General features: G+C 63.3%; 17 protein-coding genes. 6 read left to right on the forward strand and 11 right to left on the reverse strand.

What is annotated here, in order from left to right; genetic code table 11:
* Nucleotides 1-10 precede the first annotated feature (10 nt).
* Together UP09_RS27655 and UP09_RS27660 are read right to left on the reverse strand one after the other, a co-directional pair.
* Nucleotides 11-1,189: a low temperature requirement protein A gene (locus UP09_RS27655; RefSeq protein WP_044541504.1), complete on the reverse strand. Its 1,179-nt coding sequence runs from the start codon at nt 1,187-1,189 to the stop codon at nt 11-13.
* Nucleotides 1,190-1,216: 27 nt separating this feature from the next.
* Entirely contained in the window at nt 1,217-1,453 is a 237-nt protein-coding gene (locus tag UP09_RS27660) for a BolA family protein (protein WP_044541505.1), read from the reverse strand.
* Between the two features lie 266 nt (nt 1,454-1,719).
* Here UP09_RS27660 and UP09_RS27665 point away from each other — a divergent pair, with 266 nt between their 5' ends.
* A complete protein-coding gene (locus tag UP09_RS27665) occupies nt 1,720-2,079 on the forward strand; it encodes a DUF427 domain-containing protein (RefSeq protein ID WP_044541506.1) in 360 nt (119 codons plus the stop codon).
* Between the two features lie 111 nt (nt 2,080-2,190).
* Here the strand turns inward: UP09_RS27665 and UP09_RS37150 are convergent, their stop codons facing one another.
* On the reverse strand, nt 2,191-2,364 hold the full coding sequence (locus tag UP09_RS37150; protein ID WP_044541507.1) for a DUF1328 domain-containing protein: 174 nt from the start codon (nt 2,362-2,364) through the stop codon (nt 2,191-2,193).
* Between the two features lie 208 nt (nt 2,365-2,572).
* Between UP09_RS37150 and UP09_RS27675 the strand changes: the two genes are divergently transcribed.
* Nucleotides 2,573-3,760, forward strand: coding sequence for an acyltransferase family protein (locus UP09_RS27675; protein WP_044541654.1), 1,188 nt, complete (start codon nt 2,573-2,575; stop codon nt 3,758-3,760).
* A 170-nt stretch (nt 3,761-3,930) separates the two neighbouring features.
* Nucleotides 3,931-4,191 carry a GlsB/YeaQ/YmgE family stress response membrane protein gene (locus UP09_RS27680; protein WP_044541655.1) on the forward strand — a complete coding sequence of 87 codons (261 nt, stop codon included), beginning with the start codon at nt 3,931-3,933 and terminating at the stop codon, nt 4,189-4,191.
* A gap of 42 nt (nt 4,192-4,233) precedes the next feature.
* On the opposite strand, the gene purL is transcribed toward UP09_RS27680, so the two are convergent.
* On the reverse strand, nt 4,234-6,465 hold the full coding sequence (gene purL, locus UP09_RS27685) for a phosphoribosylformylglycinamidine synthase subunit PurL (protein ID WP_044541508.1): 2,232 nt from the start codon (nt 6,463-6,465) through the stop codon (nt 4,234-4,236).
* 162 nt (nt 6,466-6,627) lie between these two features.
* Between purL and UP09_RS27690 the strand changes: the two genes are divergently transcribed.
* The gene (locus UP09_RS27690; protein ID WP_044541509.1) at nt 6,628-7,107 is read left to right on the forward strand and encodes a PaaI family thioesterase; all 480 of its coding nucleotides are present in this window, start codon (nt 6,628-6,630) and stop codon (nt 7,105-7,107) included.
* Between the two features lie 85 nt (nt 7,108-7,192).
* Here the strand turns inward: UP09_RS27690 and UP09_RS27695 are convergent, their stop codons facing one another.
* The 5 genes from UP09_RS27695 to purC all read right to left on the reverse strand — a co-directional run bounded on the left by UP09_RS27695 (nt 7,193) and on the right by purC (nt 10,555).
* A complete protein-coding gene (locus UP09_RS27695) occupies nt 7,193-7,930 on the reverse strand; it encodes a tetratricopeptide repeat protein (RefSeq protein WP_044541510.1) in 738 nt (245 codons plus the stop codon).
* Between the two features lie 317 nt (nt 7,931-8,247).
* Nucleotides 8,248-8,949 carry a phosphoribosylformylglycinamidine synthase subunit PurQ gene (gene purQ, locus UP09_RS27700; protein ID WP_044541511.1) on the reverse strand — a complete coding sequence of 234 codons (702 nt, stop codon included), beginning with the start codon at nt 8,947-8,949 and terminating at the stop codon, nt 8,248-8,250.
* A 4-nt stretch (nt 8,950-8,953) separates the two neighbouring features.
* Nucleotides 8,954-9,463, reverse strand: a complete 510-nt coding sequence (locus UP09_RS27705; protein ID WP_245302244.1) for a hypothetical protein — start codon at nt 9,461-9,463, stop codon at nt 8,954-8,956.
* Between the two features lie 70 nt (nt 9,464-9,533).
* Entirely contained in the window at nt 9,534-9,776 is a 243-nt protein-coding gene (gene purS, locus UP09_RS27710; protein WP_044541512.1) for a phosphoribosylformylglycinamidine synthase subunit PurS, read from the reverse strand.
* A gap of 11 nt (nt 9,777-9,787) precedes the next feature.
* Complete coding sequence (gene purC, locus UP09_RS27715) at nt 9,788-10,555, reverse strand: phosphoribosylaminoimidazolesuccinocarboxamide synthase (RefSeq protein ID WP_197082751.1); 768 nt, start codon at nt 10,553-10,555, stop codon at nt 9,788-9,790.
* A gap of 351 nt (nt 10,556-10,906) precedes the next feature.
* Between purC and UP09_RS27720 the strand changes: the two genes are divergently transcribed.
* Entirely contained in the window at nt 10,907-11,230 is a 324-nt protein-coding gene (locus UP09_RS27720; RefSeq protein ID WP_044541514.1) for a DUF1476 domain-containing protein, read from the forward strand.
* A gap of 49 nt (nt 11,231-11,279) precedes the next feature.
* Here the strand turns inward: UP09_RS27720 and UP09_RS27725 are convergent, their stop codons facing one another.
* A complete protein-coding gene (locus tag UP09_RS27725; RefSeq protein ID WP_044541515.1) occupies nt 11,280-12,194 on the reverse strand; it encodes a LysR family transcriptional regulator in 915 nt (304 codons plus the stop codon).
* 112 nt (nt 12,195-12,306) lie between these two features.
* On the opposite strand from UP09_RS27725, the gene UP09_RS27730 reads away from it, so the two are divergent.
* On the forward strand, nt 12,307-13,119 hold the full coding sequence (locus UP09_RS27730; RefSeq protein WP_044541516.1) for an isocitrate lyase/PEP mutase family protein: 813 nt from the start codon (nt 12,307-12,309) through the stop codon (nt 13,117-13,119).
* A gap of 100 nt (nt 13,120-13,219) precedes the next feature.
* Here UP09_RS27730 and cynS read toward each other — a convergent pair whose 3' ends face one another.
* A complete protein-coding gene (gene cynS / locus UP09_RS27735) occupies nt 13,220-13,708 on the reverse strand; it encodes a cyanase (protein ID WP_044541517.1) in 489 nt (162 codons plus the stop codon).
* Nucleotides 13,709-13,779: the final 71 nt, after the last annotated feature.

Raw genomic sequence — 13,779 nt, forward strand, 5'->3', positions numbered from 1 at the left:
ATCGTGGGAACTACTCCTCCGCTGGCGACCGCAGCGAAATCGATTCCCATGCGGCGACGACAATCATGATCGCGGTCGTGACGATCGACAGTAGCAGGGGCGACATCTCGCTTGCAAAATAGGCTGTGACCGCGAGCGCAACGATGCCGACGCCATGCGAGAGCTGCAGGAAGTTGCGGATCACGTGCTTGAACAGGATGGTCCCGACCAGGAACAGCAAGGGACCGCCGATCGAACTCACGATCGTCTTGAGATCGGAATGGCCGGCCGGATGCTTCAGCACCAATTCGTCGGCGACCGCTGTCAGGATGATCCCGCCGATGATCGGCATGTGCAGATAGGTATAGGCGATCCGCGCCACGCGCCCGGATTCGGCCGATTTCGAGATCATCTCGGCGCCGGCCTCGGCGCCCTTGTGGAAATAGATCCACCACATCGCGATGGAGCCGACCAGGGCCGACAAGAACGCGGCCACATTCTCGGGCGTCCAGGTCAGGTCGGCGAAGGTCGCGCCGTCGACGACGATGGCCTCGCCGAGCGCGATGATGATGAAGCCTGCGCAGCGCTCGGCCATGTGCCCGCCCTCGACCGACCAGGCCTGCATCGAGGAAAACCCGAGCTTCGGCGTCCAGAACCGCAGCGCCGGCGCGGCATATTCGATCGTCACCGCTGCGATCCAAAGCCAGAGGCGGGTTTGCCCCTCGGCCAAGCCGCCTGATATCCAGAGCACGGCCGAACAGGATAGCCAGGCCAGGATCCGGATCGCGTTGTGGCGGACCGCCGTGCGGTGGGGCGGCGTCGCCAGCAGCCAGAACAGGGTCCGCCCGACCTGCATGACCGCATAGGTCACGGCAAACCACAGCCCCCGCCCGTCGAACGCCGTCGGGATCGAGGTCGACAGCACGAGCCCGCCCAGCATCAGCACGAACAGCAGGAGCCGAACCGGCGTCAGATCGGGGTTGAGCCAGTTGGTGACCCAGGTGGTGTAGACCCACACCCACCACACCGCGAGGAACAGCAGCGTGACCTGCACCGCTCCCAGCGGAGTGAAATGGTTCAGCAGCGTGTGCGACAGCTGCGTGACGGCGAAGACGAAGACGAGATCGAACAGCAGCTCGGCATTGGTGACGCGGCTGTGCTGGTCCGGCACGATGACCCGAAACATCGCGCCGCGCGGATTGTCTGCCATCGATCAGGCCACGCCCGGTTGCCGGGCCTAGGCTTCCGGCACGCCGGTCTGCAGGGCCAGCGCATGCAGCACGCCGCCCATCTGGCCCTTCAGCGACTGATAGACGATCTGGTGCTGCTGGACGCGGGATTTGCCGCGGAAGGAGGCGGAAATGACCGTCGCCGCATAGTGGTCGCCGTCGCCGGCCAGATCGCGGATCGTCACCTCGGCATCCGGGATCGCTGCCTTGATCATCGATTCGATATCGCGGGCGTCCATCGGCATCCCAATTCACCTCCATCAGGTCGCTTCGAATCGGAGCGGCTTACGCCGACTTCGTATCAGGGCGGCTCGCGCCGACTTCGTACCAGGGCGGCTCGCGCCGCCATCGAATCACGGCCGGCTCGCGCGGCCGTGACGGCAAAACCTAGCGCCTGCGGTCTTCTAGGTCATCCCGGCAGATACTATATGCCCATTCCCAGCGATTTAAACCTGCATCAATCGGTCACAAGCCATCACGCCGAAATGACCACAAAAGGCGCAGAACAACCATGAAGCTCCCCGGTCCCGACCATCCGATCACCATCACAGCCAATCCCAAGCGCATCCGCGTCACCGCCGATGGCGTCGTCATCGCCGAGACGACCCATGCGCTGACCTTGAAGGAAGCGAGCTATCCGGCCGTGCAATATCTGCCGCGCCAGGACGCCAACATGGCGCTTCTGGCCCGCACCGAGCGGACCACGCATTGCCCCTACAAGGGCGACGCGAGCTATTACAGCATCAAGGCCAACGGCAAGACGCTGGATAACGCGATCTGGACCTATGAAACACCGTTCCCGGCCATGACCGAGATCACGGGCCATCTGGCGTTCTATCCGGACAAGGTGAAGATCGAGGAAGTGGCGTAAGGCCAAGCACTCGTCATTCCGGGGCGCGAAGCGAACCCGGAATCTCGAGATTCCGGGTTCGATGCTGACGCATCGCCCGGGAATGACGGCGTTGTTTGGCGCATCGCATCGTCACGCCCTGAATATCGTCAGCCCAAGGATCAGCAGCACCAGGAAGATCACGACAAAGACGTAGAACAGGAAGCGCGCGATGTCGGCGGAGGCTGCTGAAATGCCGGTGAAGCCGAGCAAGCCCGCGATGATCGATACAACGAGAAAGATCAACGCCCATTTCAGAATTGTCATCGCTTGCTCCTCAAAGCCGCGCGCGCCCGCGCGTCCGCCAGTCGTCTAGATAACGCCCGCGGGTAACGCCCGCCCCCGACCCCAGTTCCAGAAATGAAACAGATACGCAGAGATGACCGACCTCGACACCACGGAATCGAGGCAATTGGGCCTTGCTGAATCCGGTTCCCAATTGCAACATCCGGCCACGCAACCGGCCGGGGACATCATGAAATCGATTGCTCACGTGGCTCCGGCCACGGTCGACATCCACGCAACACCGAAGGCGCGTTCGCGCAACGTGTCGCTGGACCGCGCGCGGACGTTCCTGACGCTGGTCGTGCTGCTGCACCACGCGGTGATCCCCTACACCTATTTCGGGCACACCGATCCGACGTCCTGGATCGGCTTCGATTGCGTCGTGCTCGCCACCGACAGCTTCTTCATGGCGATGTTCTTCTTTCTATCGGGGCTGTTCGTGTGGCCGGGGCTCGGCCACAAGCCGTGGCTGATTTTCCTGCGCGACCGGCTGCTACGGCTCGGCCTGCCGTTTGCGATCTGCGCCGTCACGGTGATCCCGCTGGCCTATTACGCGATCGCGTTGCGCGCGACGCCGGGACTGACCTTCTCCGAATTCTGGTGGAAAACCGTGACCGTCGGGCCGTGGCCGAGTGGCCCGGTCTGGTTCGTCTGGGTCTTGATGTGCTTCGACGTGACCGCGAGCCTGCTCTACCGGGTGTCGTCGAAGTTGCTCGATCCGATCAACCGGCTGTCGCTGAAGGGATTTGAACGTCCTTCGAAATTCTGGCTGTTCCTCGTTGTGGCCAGCGCCATCGTCTACATTCCGATGCTCGTCTATTATGGCCAGAATTACTGGTTCGAGTTCGGACCGTTTTCGGTGCAGGCAAGCCGCGTGCTGCTCTATGCTGCATACTTCTTCATCGGTGCGGGCATTGGCGTGGCAAACTTCGAGGACGGCCTGCTCAGCGCACACGGGCGGCTGACCGAGCGCCGCTGGTTCTGGACGACCATCACGCTGATTCCCTATGCCTTGATGTGGGTCATGATCTACATCAAGCGCGAGATCATCGGTAACCCCGATCCGCTGCCGTCCTGGTATCTGGCGATCTATGGTGCCTTCTTCGTGCTGTTCAGCGCCTCGATCCTGTTCGCGATCCTGGCCTACTTCCTGCAATCCAAGTCGCCGGGCCCCACCCTGCTCGACCGCATGCAGGGAGATGCCTATGGCATATTCCTGGTGCACTATCCGATCGTGCTGTGGCTGCAATACTGGCTGTTCGACTTCGAGCTGCCGGCGATTGCAAAGGCCGCGATCGCGTTCTTTGCCACGGTGGTCCTGAGCTGGGCCGTCACGGCGGCGCTGCGCAAGATCCCCGGCGCGAAGCACGTGCTGTAGTCTGCGCGGCGATGCCGCGGACATCCGTTACGCTTCGCTGCTCCAGCCGCGCCACCCGGAGCGGCCACCGAAGCCCGGCCGACAATATGCCGGCAACCTGACTTTGGTCACATGCCGGCAGGCGATTCTGGGCTATGCTGGCCGGATTGATTGATCTCGTGGAGGCTGAGATGAACGACCCTTCAATTGGCTGGATCGCCGCAATCATCGTCGGCGGACTGGCCGGCTGGCTTGCCGAGATGTTCATGAAGACCGGCACCGGCATTCTGATGAACATCATCCTCGGCATCGTCGGCGCCGCGCTCGCCAACTTCCTGCTGGGTCTGCTTGGCGTATCGCTCGGCGGAGGCTGGATCGGCTATCTCGTGACCGGCTTTATCGGCGCCTGCGTCATCATTTTCGCATGGCGCGCCATTCGCGGCGGAAGATAGCGGTCGGCTTCCCTTCGTGGCGCAGCGCCTGATCCTGTCGGATCAGGCGGCGGCGCCGCGCATATAGTTCGGCAGCCAGTGTTCGAAGGCGCGAGACAGGTCGTCGACCGCGACCTGGGGCTCGCCGGCGACCGCGATCGCATCACCACCGGTGGTGCCGATGCGCGCGCAGGGCACGCCCGCGCCCTTCATCTTCGCCAGCACGAGCCCGGCGTCCGCCGCCGGTACGGTGACGATGTAGCGCGCCTGGTCCTCGCCGAACCAATAGGCATGCGGCACGATCGAAGATGGCGCCGCCAGAAGTTGCGCGCCAATGCCGCTTGCGATCGCCATCTCGGCGAGCGCGATCAGCAGACCGCCATCGGAGACGTCATGGACCGCGGTCGCGGTGCCGGCGCGGATCATGCCGCGGATGACGTCGCCATTGCGCTTCTCGGCGGCGAGATCGACCGGCGGCGGAGCGCCCTCCTCGCGGCCGCAGATGTCGCGCAAGTAAACCGACTGGCCGAGCCAGCCTTGCGTATCGCCGACCAGCAGAATCGCCTCGCCGCCTGCCTTGAACGCCAGCGTCGCCGACTTGGAGAAATCGTCGAGCACGCCGACGCCGCCGATCGAGGGCGTCGGCAGGATGCCGCGGCCGTTGGTCTCGTTGTAGAGCGAGACGTTGCCGGAGACGACCGGGAAGTCCAGCGCGATGCAGGCTTCCGCAATACCCTTCAGGCAGCCGACGAACTGGCCCATGATCTCGGGCCTTTCTGGATTGCCAAAATTGAGATTGTCGGTGATCGCAAGCGGCCGGCCGCCGACCGCGGTGATGTTGCGCCAGGCTTCCGCCACCGCCTGCTTGCCGCCCTCGAACGGATCGGCCTCGCAATAGCGCGGCGTGACGTCGACGGTGAGCGCAAGGCCCTTCGGCCCATCCTCGATGCGAACGACCGCGGCATCGCCGCCGGGCCGCTGCACGGTATTGCCGAGGATGACGTGGTCGTACTGCTCCCACACCCAGCGCTTCGAGCCGAGTTCGGGCGTGCCGATCAGCTTTTCCAGCGCCTGTGCAATGCCGAGCGGCGGCTTCACGTCCTGGGCGCGGATCACGGCTTGCGCGTTGGAGGCGACATGCGGCCGGTCGTAGAGCGGCGCCTCGTCGCCGAGCTCCTTGATCGGCAGGTCGGCCATCACGTCGCCGCCATGCTTGACGACGAAGCGCTTGGTCGGCGTGGTGTAGCCGACGATCGCGAAATCGAGCCCCCATTTGCGGAAGATCGCCTCGGCCTCCTTCTCCTTCTCGGGCTTGAGCACCATGAGCATGCGCTCCTGGCTCTCCGAGAGCATCATCTCGTAGGCGCTCATGCCGGTCTCGCGGGTCGGCACCGCGTCGAGGTTAAGGTCGACGCCGAGGTCGCCCTTGGCGCCCATCTCGACTGCCGAGCAGGTCAGGCCCGCGGCGCCCATGTCCTGGATCGCGACCACGCAATCGGCGGCCATGATCTCGAGGCAGGCTTCGAGCAGCAGCTTCTCAGCGAAGGGATCGCCGACCTGCACGGTCGGGCGCTTCTCTTCGGACGCATCGTCGAATTCGGCCGAGGCCATCGAGGCGCCATGGATGCCGTCGCGGCCGGTCTTGGAGCCGAGATAGACGATCGGCATGTTCACGCCGGACGCCGCCGCATAGAAGATCTTGTCGGTGTCGGCGAGGCCCACCGCCATCGCATTGACCAGGATATTGCCGTCATAGCGGGTGTGGAAGCGCACCTGGCCGCCGACCGTCGGGACGCCGAAGGAATTGCCGTAGCCGCCGACGCCGGCCACCACGCCGGACATCAGATGCCGGGTCTTGGAATGCTCCGGCGCGCCAAAGCTCAGCGCGTTGAGGCAGGCGATCGGCCGCGCGCCCATGGTGAAGACGTCGCGCAAGATGCCGCCGACGCCGGTGGTCGCGCCCTGGTAGGGCTCGATGTAGCTCGGATGGTTGTGGCTCTCCATCTTGAAGACCACCGCCTGGCCGTCGCCGATATCGATCACGCCGGCATTCTCGCCCGGGCCCTGGATCACCCAGGGCGCCTTGGTCGGCAGCCCCTTGAGGTGGATGCGCGAGGATTTGTACGAGCAGTGCTCGTTCCACATCGCCGAGAAGATCCCGAGCTCCGTGAAGGTCGGGACCCGCCCGATCAGCTTCAGGATGCGCTCATACTCGTCCGGCTTCAGCCCGTGGGCAGCGACGAGTTCGGGGGTGATCTGGGGCTCGTTCTTGGACGCGTTCTTGGGCTCGTTCATGGGACCCTTAATAGGTAGATCGAACGGGGGCGAAAAGGCCTTTTAGGCGGCATTTCCGGCCTGTCCAGAGCTTTGCGGCAGCTGGCCGCGGGCATGGCATTTGCACAACGGGGATAGATCGGATTTAAGGACCGAAACCCCTGAATTGAAGGCCCTGACGTCGTGAACGACCTGTCCCAAACTGCATCCCTCGACAATTACGGTATTCACATCGAAACCGAGGGCGAATTCGCCGGCTGGCGCACCTGGCGGCGCGACAATTTCGAGACCCATTCCGGGCCCTTCTACCACCAGGTCGACGAGAATGGCCGGGTCAGATGCGCCTTCCGGGTGGCCAAGAAGCACCTCAACGGCTCCGGCAATGTCCATGGCGGCTGCTTCATGACGTTTGCGGACTACTGCCTGTTCGCGCTCGCAAAGTCCGAGCTGCAGGGGTCCGGCGTCACCGTGGGATTCTCGTGTGAATTCCTCGACGCAGCCCGCGAAGGCGAGCTGGTCGAATGCGACGGCGAGGTGACGCGTGCCGGCGGGTCGCTGATCTTCCTGCGCGGCACGCTCCGTGCTGATACGCGGATACTGCTCACCTTCTCCGGCACCATCAAGCGGGTGAAACGGAAGGCGGTTGACGCCTCCGCGTCGTAGCGATCATTTTGCGTCAGCAGGAATTTTGCGGGATGGGTGACGTCGCCAAACGCGCACTCGACCGATTGCGAAACCGGTAGCGTGGTCAAGCCGACAACTGCTTCTCGGCGATCGAAAGCCACTCGGCCTGGGCGTTCCTCAGATATCTCGGCGCGCGCCGCATCTGGATCAGCAATTCGTTGAACACCATGCGCGCCTCGGAGGTCCGGCCGACCAGCTGCAGCAACAAGCCGTAGCGGACCCGTGCCTCCGCACCGGGAAAATACTGCGAGACCGCGTGATATTCCTCCAGCGCTTCGTCGACCCGGCCGATCTCGGCGAGCGCGCGGGCATAGAGCAGATGCCCCTCGGCAGATTCGAAATCCGGCCAGCGCTCGCGCAAGGCATCGAGCGTTGCCAACGCATCGGCGGCGCGCTTACGGTCGAACTGGGCCTGCGCCTTGGCGAGCGCATAGGCCGGATTGTCGCCCAGCGGCAGCCGCATGATATGGTCGTAATGGTGCTCGGCCTCGTCGAAGCGGCCGACAGTCTGGCACTCGGCGGCAAGCGCCGCGCGGTTGGCGATCGTATCCGACGTCGCGAGCCGGTCGGACAATTCGCGATACTGCTTCTCCGGATCGAACCGATTGGCGACGCGCTTGCGTGCCAGCGCGGCGCCCGGGCCGCCCCACCATTCCGGGATCAGCTCGACGACGATGTAGGCAAGCGCGCCGATCAGCGGCACCATCAGGATGATGAAGGCCCAGGGCTGCAGGCGCCCGGTGCGCGATGCGTGATAGATCAGCGAGATGTCGAGCAGCAGAACGACCAATGCGACGGGCATAGCGAATTCCAGCGATGCGAACCGATCATTTCAAATCGTTTCCGTGATATCGCGTCAGATGCGCCAAGACAATCCCCGGTTGTTAGGCCGGCTGTCTCAGCGTGAAGAGTTCGTGAAAGCGCAAAGCAGTAACGTGGGGTTGGTGTCGGACAGAACCCGGCAGGTTCAAGGCGGCAAGGGTCGCCTGTATCAGGAGAGCTACTTCTGGTCGTCCGCCAGCAGTCCGGTATTTCGCGACATCGCGCCCGACGAGTTGCTGCAGCACATCCGGCGCGAACTCGTTGGCGCCGGGTGCAGCCTCGAAAACGCTATGATCGTCAGGCCGCTTTTTCCAGGTGCTGGACGAGACCCGCGAACAGGCCACGGCCGTCGGTGCAGCCCATGATCTCTTCGACGTGATTTTCCGGATGCGGCATCATGCCGAGCACGTTGCCGCGCTCGTTGACGATGCCGGCGATCGAATGCGCGGCACCGTTAAAGTTGGAGCTCTCGTCGACCACGCCTTCGGCCGAGCAATAGCGATAGAGCACTCGCCCCTCGCCTTCGAGACGCGTCAGCGTTTCCTCATCCGCCTCGTAATTGCCCTCGCCATGGGCGACCGGCACGCGGATTACCTGGCCGGCATTGTAGCCGCGGGTGAACGGCGTGTCGGAGCGCTCGACCTTCATGTGCACGTCGCGGCAAACGAATTTGAGCTGCGCATTGCGCATGAGAACGCCGGGCAGCAGGCCGGACTCGCACAGGATCTGGAAACCGTTGCAGACGCCGAGCACGAGGCCGCCTTTGGCCGCGTGGTCGCGCACCGCGTCCATCACAGGCGCCCGCGCTGCGATCGCGCCGCAGCGCAGATAGTCGCCATAGGAGAAGCCGCCCGGCACCACCACGAGATCGGTGCCTTTGGGCAGCGCCGTGTCGGCGTGCCAGACCATCGCGGTCTCGTTGCCGGAAGCAAGCTTCAATGCGCGCGCCATGTCGCGCTCGCGATTGATGCCGGGGAAAACGAGGACGGCTGATTTCATGGGATCACCGGATCTTGGGCGCTAGAACAAGCATGAATTTTGCGTAATTGTCATTGCTGGCCTTCTCGTCGTGCGCCGAACTGATCAGGCTGGCGGAGGCTTGCTTCCCGAACAGCAGGCCATTGACCTGATACTCGCTGACACCGTCGGGCGTCACCGTCAGGCGCCTGGCCCGAAACATTCGCGGCGCTGCCGTGCCCTTGTCACCATCAACGCCGAGAATGGTGATCCGCTGCCCTGGCGTCCGCTGCTGCAACGCCTTGACGATCTGGTCCTGGCTCTCGCGGAACTGCTGCAAGGTCATCGGATTGTCGGCGGCATACAACCGATAGCTGACCTTCGAACCCGCACTGCAGTTCGCTTGTTCGCAGTGGAAAATGTGCATGTCGGCGCCGCGGCGTTCGTAACGCCACCCCTTAACCGCAACCAGCGGCGACTGCGTCGCGGACGGTGGCGCCGGTAGCGATTGAGCCGAAGCACCGCCGACACCGGCAGCCGCCAGCAGGGCAAGCAACAACGATCGGACGGAAGCGCGGTTGCTGCCGGGAAAAGCGGGAGCGGCTGTTATCATTTGGCTCGCTCGATCAGCTCAGAACTTCCACCCGGTAATTCTCGATCACGGTATTCGCCAAGAGCTTATCGGCGGCCGCCTTCAGCGCGGCTTCCGCCTTGGCCTTGTCGGTGTCGGCCAGTTCGATGTCGAACACCTTGCCCTGGCGGACGCTGGCGACGCCATCGACGCCGAGCGATTTCAGAGCACCCTCGATCGCCTTGCCTTGCGGATCGAGGATGCCCGACTTCAGTGTAACGGTCACACGTGCCTTCACGTCAGCCTCTTTTAGCTCTTCACCAGCACCGGGCCGGTGCCGGCCGGCCGCTCGTTTTCCATGAGAATGCCGAGCCGCTTCGCCACTTCGGTATAGGCTTCAAGAAGCCCACCGAGATCCCTGCGGAAACGGTCCTTGTCGAGCTTCTCGTTCGACTTGATATCCCACAGACGGCAGGAGTCCGGCGAGATCTCGTCGGCGACGATGATCCGCATCATCTCGTTCTCGAACAGGCGACCGCATTCCATCTTGAAGTCGACGAGGCGGATGCCGATGCCCAAGAACAATCCGGTCAGGAAGTCGTTGACGCGGATGGCGAGCGCCATGATGTCGTCGATTTCCTGCGGCGTGGCCCAGCCGAACGCGGTGATGTGCTCTTCCGATACCATGGGGTCGTTGAGCTGGTCGTTCTTGTAATAGAACTCGATGATCGAGCGCGGCAGCTGGGTGCCTTCCTCGATGCCGAGGCGCTGCGACAGCGATCCGGCGGCGACGTTCCGCACCACCACCTCGAGCGGCACGATCTCGACCTCGCGAATCAGCTGCTCGCGCATGTTGAGGCGGCGGATGAAGTGGGTCGGCACCCCGATGTCGTTGAGGTGCTGAAACAGGTACTCCGAAATCCGGTTGTTGAGGACGCCCTTGCCCTCGATCACCTGATGTTTCTGCTTGTTGAACGCGGTCGCATCGTCCTTGAAGTGCTGGATCAGGGTTCCCGGCTCCGGACCTTCGTAAAGCACCTTGGCCTTGCCTTCATAAATGCGGCGTCGACGGCTCATTGGGATGTACCGTGTTTTGTTGAAATCCATGAATCTGGGTGCTCCGGATGACTTTGGGTTGCGACCCACGACGGAGCTGCCGCGGAGGCCTGGAACCTGATACTCCAACCGGAAACAGAACAAGAACCGAGCCTTCAGGCAACCTATCCGATTGGCCCATCGAGCACAATCGATACGGCCTCATGGGGGGCACTTATCCGCGCCCTATCGTAAAGGGCCGATTCCGTGTGTTTTGCCTGCGGCTTAACGGCTCGTTGTGTTGCCGATTCTTGCCCCCTATCTAGGCAGGCATCGGGGCTGCCGCAACGGCGCGGCGGCCCTCTATTCAGCAGGGGATCGGAACTTCAGGCCATGACCACATTCGACAAGCGCGAGGAAGGTTTCGAGAAGAAATTCGCCCTCGACGAGGAGCAGAAATTCAAGGCCGAAGCCCGCCGCAACAAGCTGCTTGGCCTATGGGCCGCCGAGAAGCTCCGCATGTCAGGCGATGCCGCCAACGCCTACGCCAAGGACGTGGTCGCCGCCGACTTCGAGGAAGCCGGCGACAATGACGTCCTGCACAAGGTGTTGAAGGATCTCACCGCCAAGGGCCAGGCCGTCACCGAACGCGAAATCCGCGCCAAGATGGACGAACTGCTCGCCCAGGCCGTGGCCCAGGTCAAGGCGGGGACGTAACGCCTGGCGAATGGGGTGTAGCAAATGGCGAATAGCGGCATTCGATTCGTTATTTCGCCATTCGCGTCTTTGAAAATTCACGACGAATGACCTCGAGCAGGCGGCGCGACGCTGCGCTCAGGAAACCGCCGCGCCGTGTCACCGCGACGACATCGTGACTGGCGGTCAGATCGCCGACGCGAATCGTCGCGATGGCGGACGAGCGGATCTCCTCCGCCGCATGGCTCTGCGCCAGCAGCGCGATCCCGAGCCCGGCTTCGACAAGACGTTTCTGCGCGGTGAGGCTGTCGACCGGCGTCCAGTCAACCTCACCCATCCCCTGCGTCAGGAACAGCGCAAACACATGCGAAGCCGCGATCTCGCGGCGTCCCGGTACCTCCGGAAAGGCAATCCAACGCTCCGCCCGCAGATCGGCAAGCTTGCCGACACGGCGCCCGGCCTGCGGATGATCCGGCGCGCAGACCACCTGAAGCGGCTCGGCAAACAGCCTTTCGCAATCCAGATCGTGTGAACCATCGCTATTGTAGCGCAGGCCGATCGTCGCCTCGCCGCGCCGGATCAGGTCGCTGACCTCGCCGCTGGTCGCGGTGCGCAGCGTCAGTTGCACATCGGGATACTGGCGCGCAAAGCGCTTCAGCACCCTGGAGAGCTGCGCTCCGGCGAGCGTCCCCGTCACTGCAAGCGCAACCGGCCCGGAATTGTCGCGCGACAGTGCCCGCACCGCGTTTTCGGCGTCCTGCGCCGCCGCCACCGCGCGTTCGGCATAGGGCACCATCACCCGCCCCGCGTCGCTCAGCCTGGTCTTGCCCGCGATCCGCTCGAACAAGGGCACGCCGAGCTCCTGCTCCAGCAGCGCGATCCGTCGCGAGATCGCCGGCTGCGAGCGGTGCAGCGCCTTCGCGGCGTTCGAGATACCGCCGCGCCGGTGCACGACCAGGAACGTATTGAGCGCGTCGCTGTCCATCCCGGACCTCATGCATAAAGCTGATGGTATCGAGAGGAATAACAAATTTGTCTGATGGATGAAACCACCCTATCGCTCACGCACACGAATCCGAGACACACAGGAGCTTCACATGCGCACCCAGGCAGACAAGGCGGCACGGTTTCGCGAGTTGCATCGGCGATCCGGCGCCTTCATCATTCCCAATCCATGGGACGCCGGAACGGCGAAGCTGCTCGCTGCCATGGGCTACGAGGCACTCGCAACCACCAGCCTCGGACTCGCCAACACGCTGGGCCGCGCGACCGTCAGCCTCGATGCCATCATCGAGAATTGCCGGGTGATCGCTGACGCCACCGACCTGCCGGTCAACGCCGATCTGGAGAATTGCGGCGCTGATGATCCGAAGACGGCGGCGAAGGCGATCGCGCGCGCGGCGGAAGCCGGCGCCGTCGGCGGCTCGATCGAGGATTCGACCGGCAATCCGCAGCATCCGATCTACGATTTCTCGCTCGCGGTCGAGCGGGTTCAGGCGGCGGTCGAGGCCACGCGCGCGTTGCCGTTCCCGTTCATGCTGACGGCGCGGGCGGAGAATTTTCTGTGGGGACGTAAGGATCTCGATGACACCATCAAGCGATTGCAGGCCTTTGAAGCCGCCGGCGCCGACGTGTTGTATTCGCCCGGTCTGTACGACATCGACACCATCCGCACGGTGGTGTCGTCGATCGACAAGCCGTTCAACCTGGTGATGGGCTTTGCCGACCCGACCTTGACGGTCGATCAGCTGTCCGCCGCCGGCGTCAAGCGCATCAGCGTCGGCGGTGCGATGGAGCGTCACGCACTGGCCGCGTTCCTGCGCAGCGCCCGCGAGATGAAGGATCGCGGTGCCTTCACCTTTGTCCGCGACATGGCGCCGGTGAAGGAGGTGCGTGAAGCGTTCAGGTAGCCCGCCTCCCGACGTCATTCCGGGGCGTGCAAAGCACGAACCCGGAATCTCGAGATTCCGGATCGTCGCTGCGCGCCGTCCGGAATGACGTCGGAAAAACTCACTCTTCCTTGAAACCATATTCCGGCACGTTGCCGCTCGCGCCGTAATATTTGAAGGGAAGGAATTTGCCCGACATCGTAATCTTGACGCGATCGCCCTTGGGATTGGCGACGCGCTCCATCGTCATGTCGAAGTCGATCGCCGACATGATGCCGTCGCCGAACTCTTCCTCGATCAGCGCCTTCCACGCCGGGCTGTTGACCATCACCATTTCGTAGAAGCGATAGATCAAAGGATCGGTCGGCGGCATCGGCGTGCCGGTGCCGCGCATCGGCACCTCGTTGAGCATCGCGGTCTCGGATTTCGACAGGCCGAACAGCTCCTGCGCATTGGCGGCCTGCGGTTTCGTCAGCTTCATCTGGCCGAGGATGGCGCCTGTGATCAGCACTTCGGAATAGCCGCCGATCTGCTCGCAGATGTGCTTCCAGCTCCAGCCCTTCTCGCGCTTGATGTCGAGCAGCTTTTCGGTGAGGTCTTCGCGTTTCATGTCATGGTCTCCTCTCTTCGTCATGCCCGGGCTTGTCCCGGGCATCCACGTTTTTGGTTGGCTCAGCTAGA

The organism is Bradyrhizobium sp. LTSP885 (genome assembly GCF_000938305.1).
Classification (GTDB): domain Bacteria; phylum Pseudomonadota; class Alphaproteobacteria; order Rhizobiales; family Xanthobacteraceae; genus Bradyrhizobium.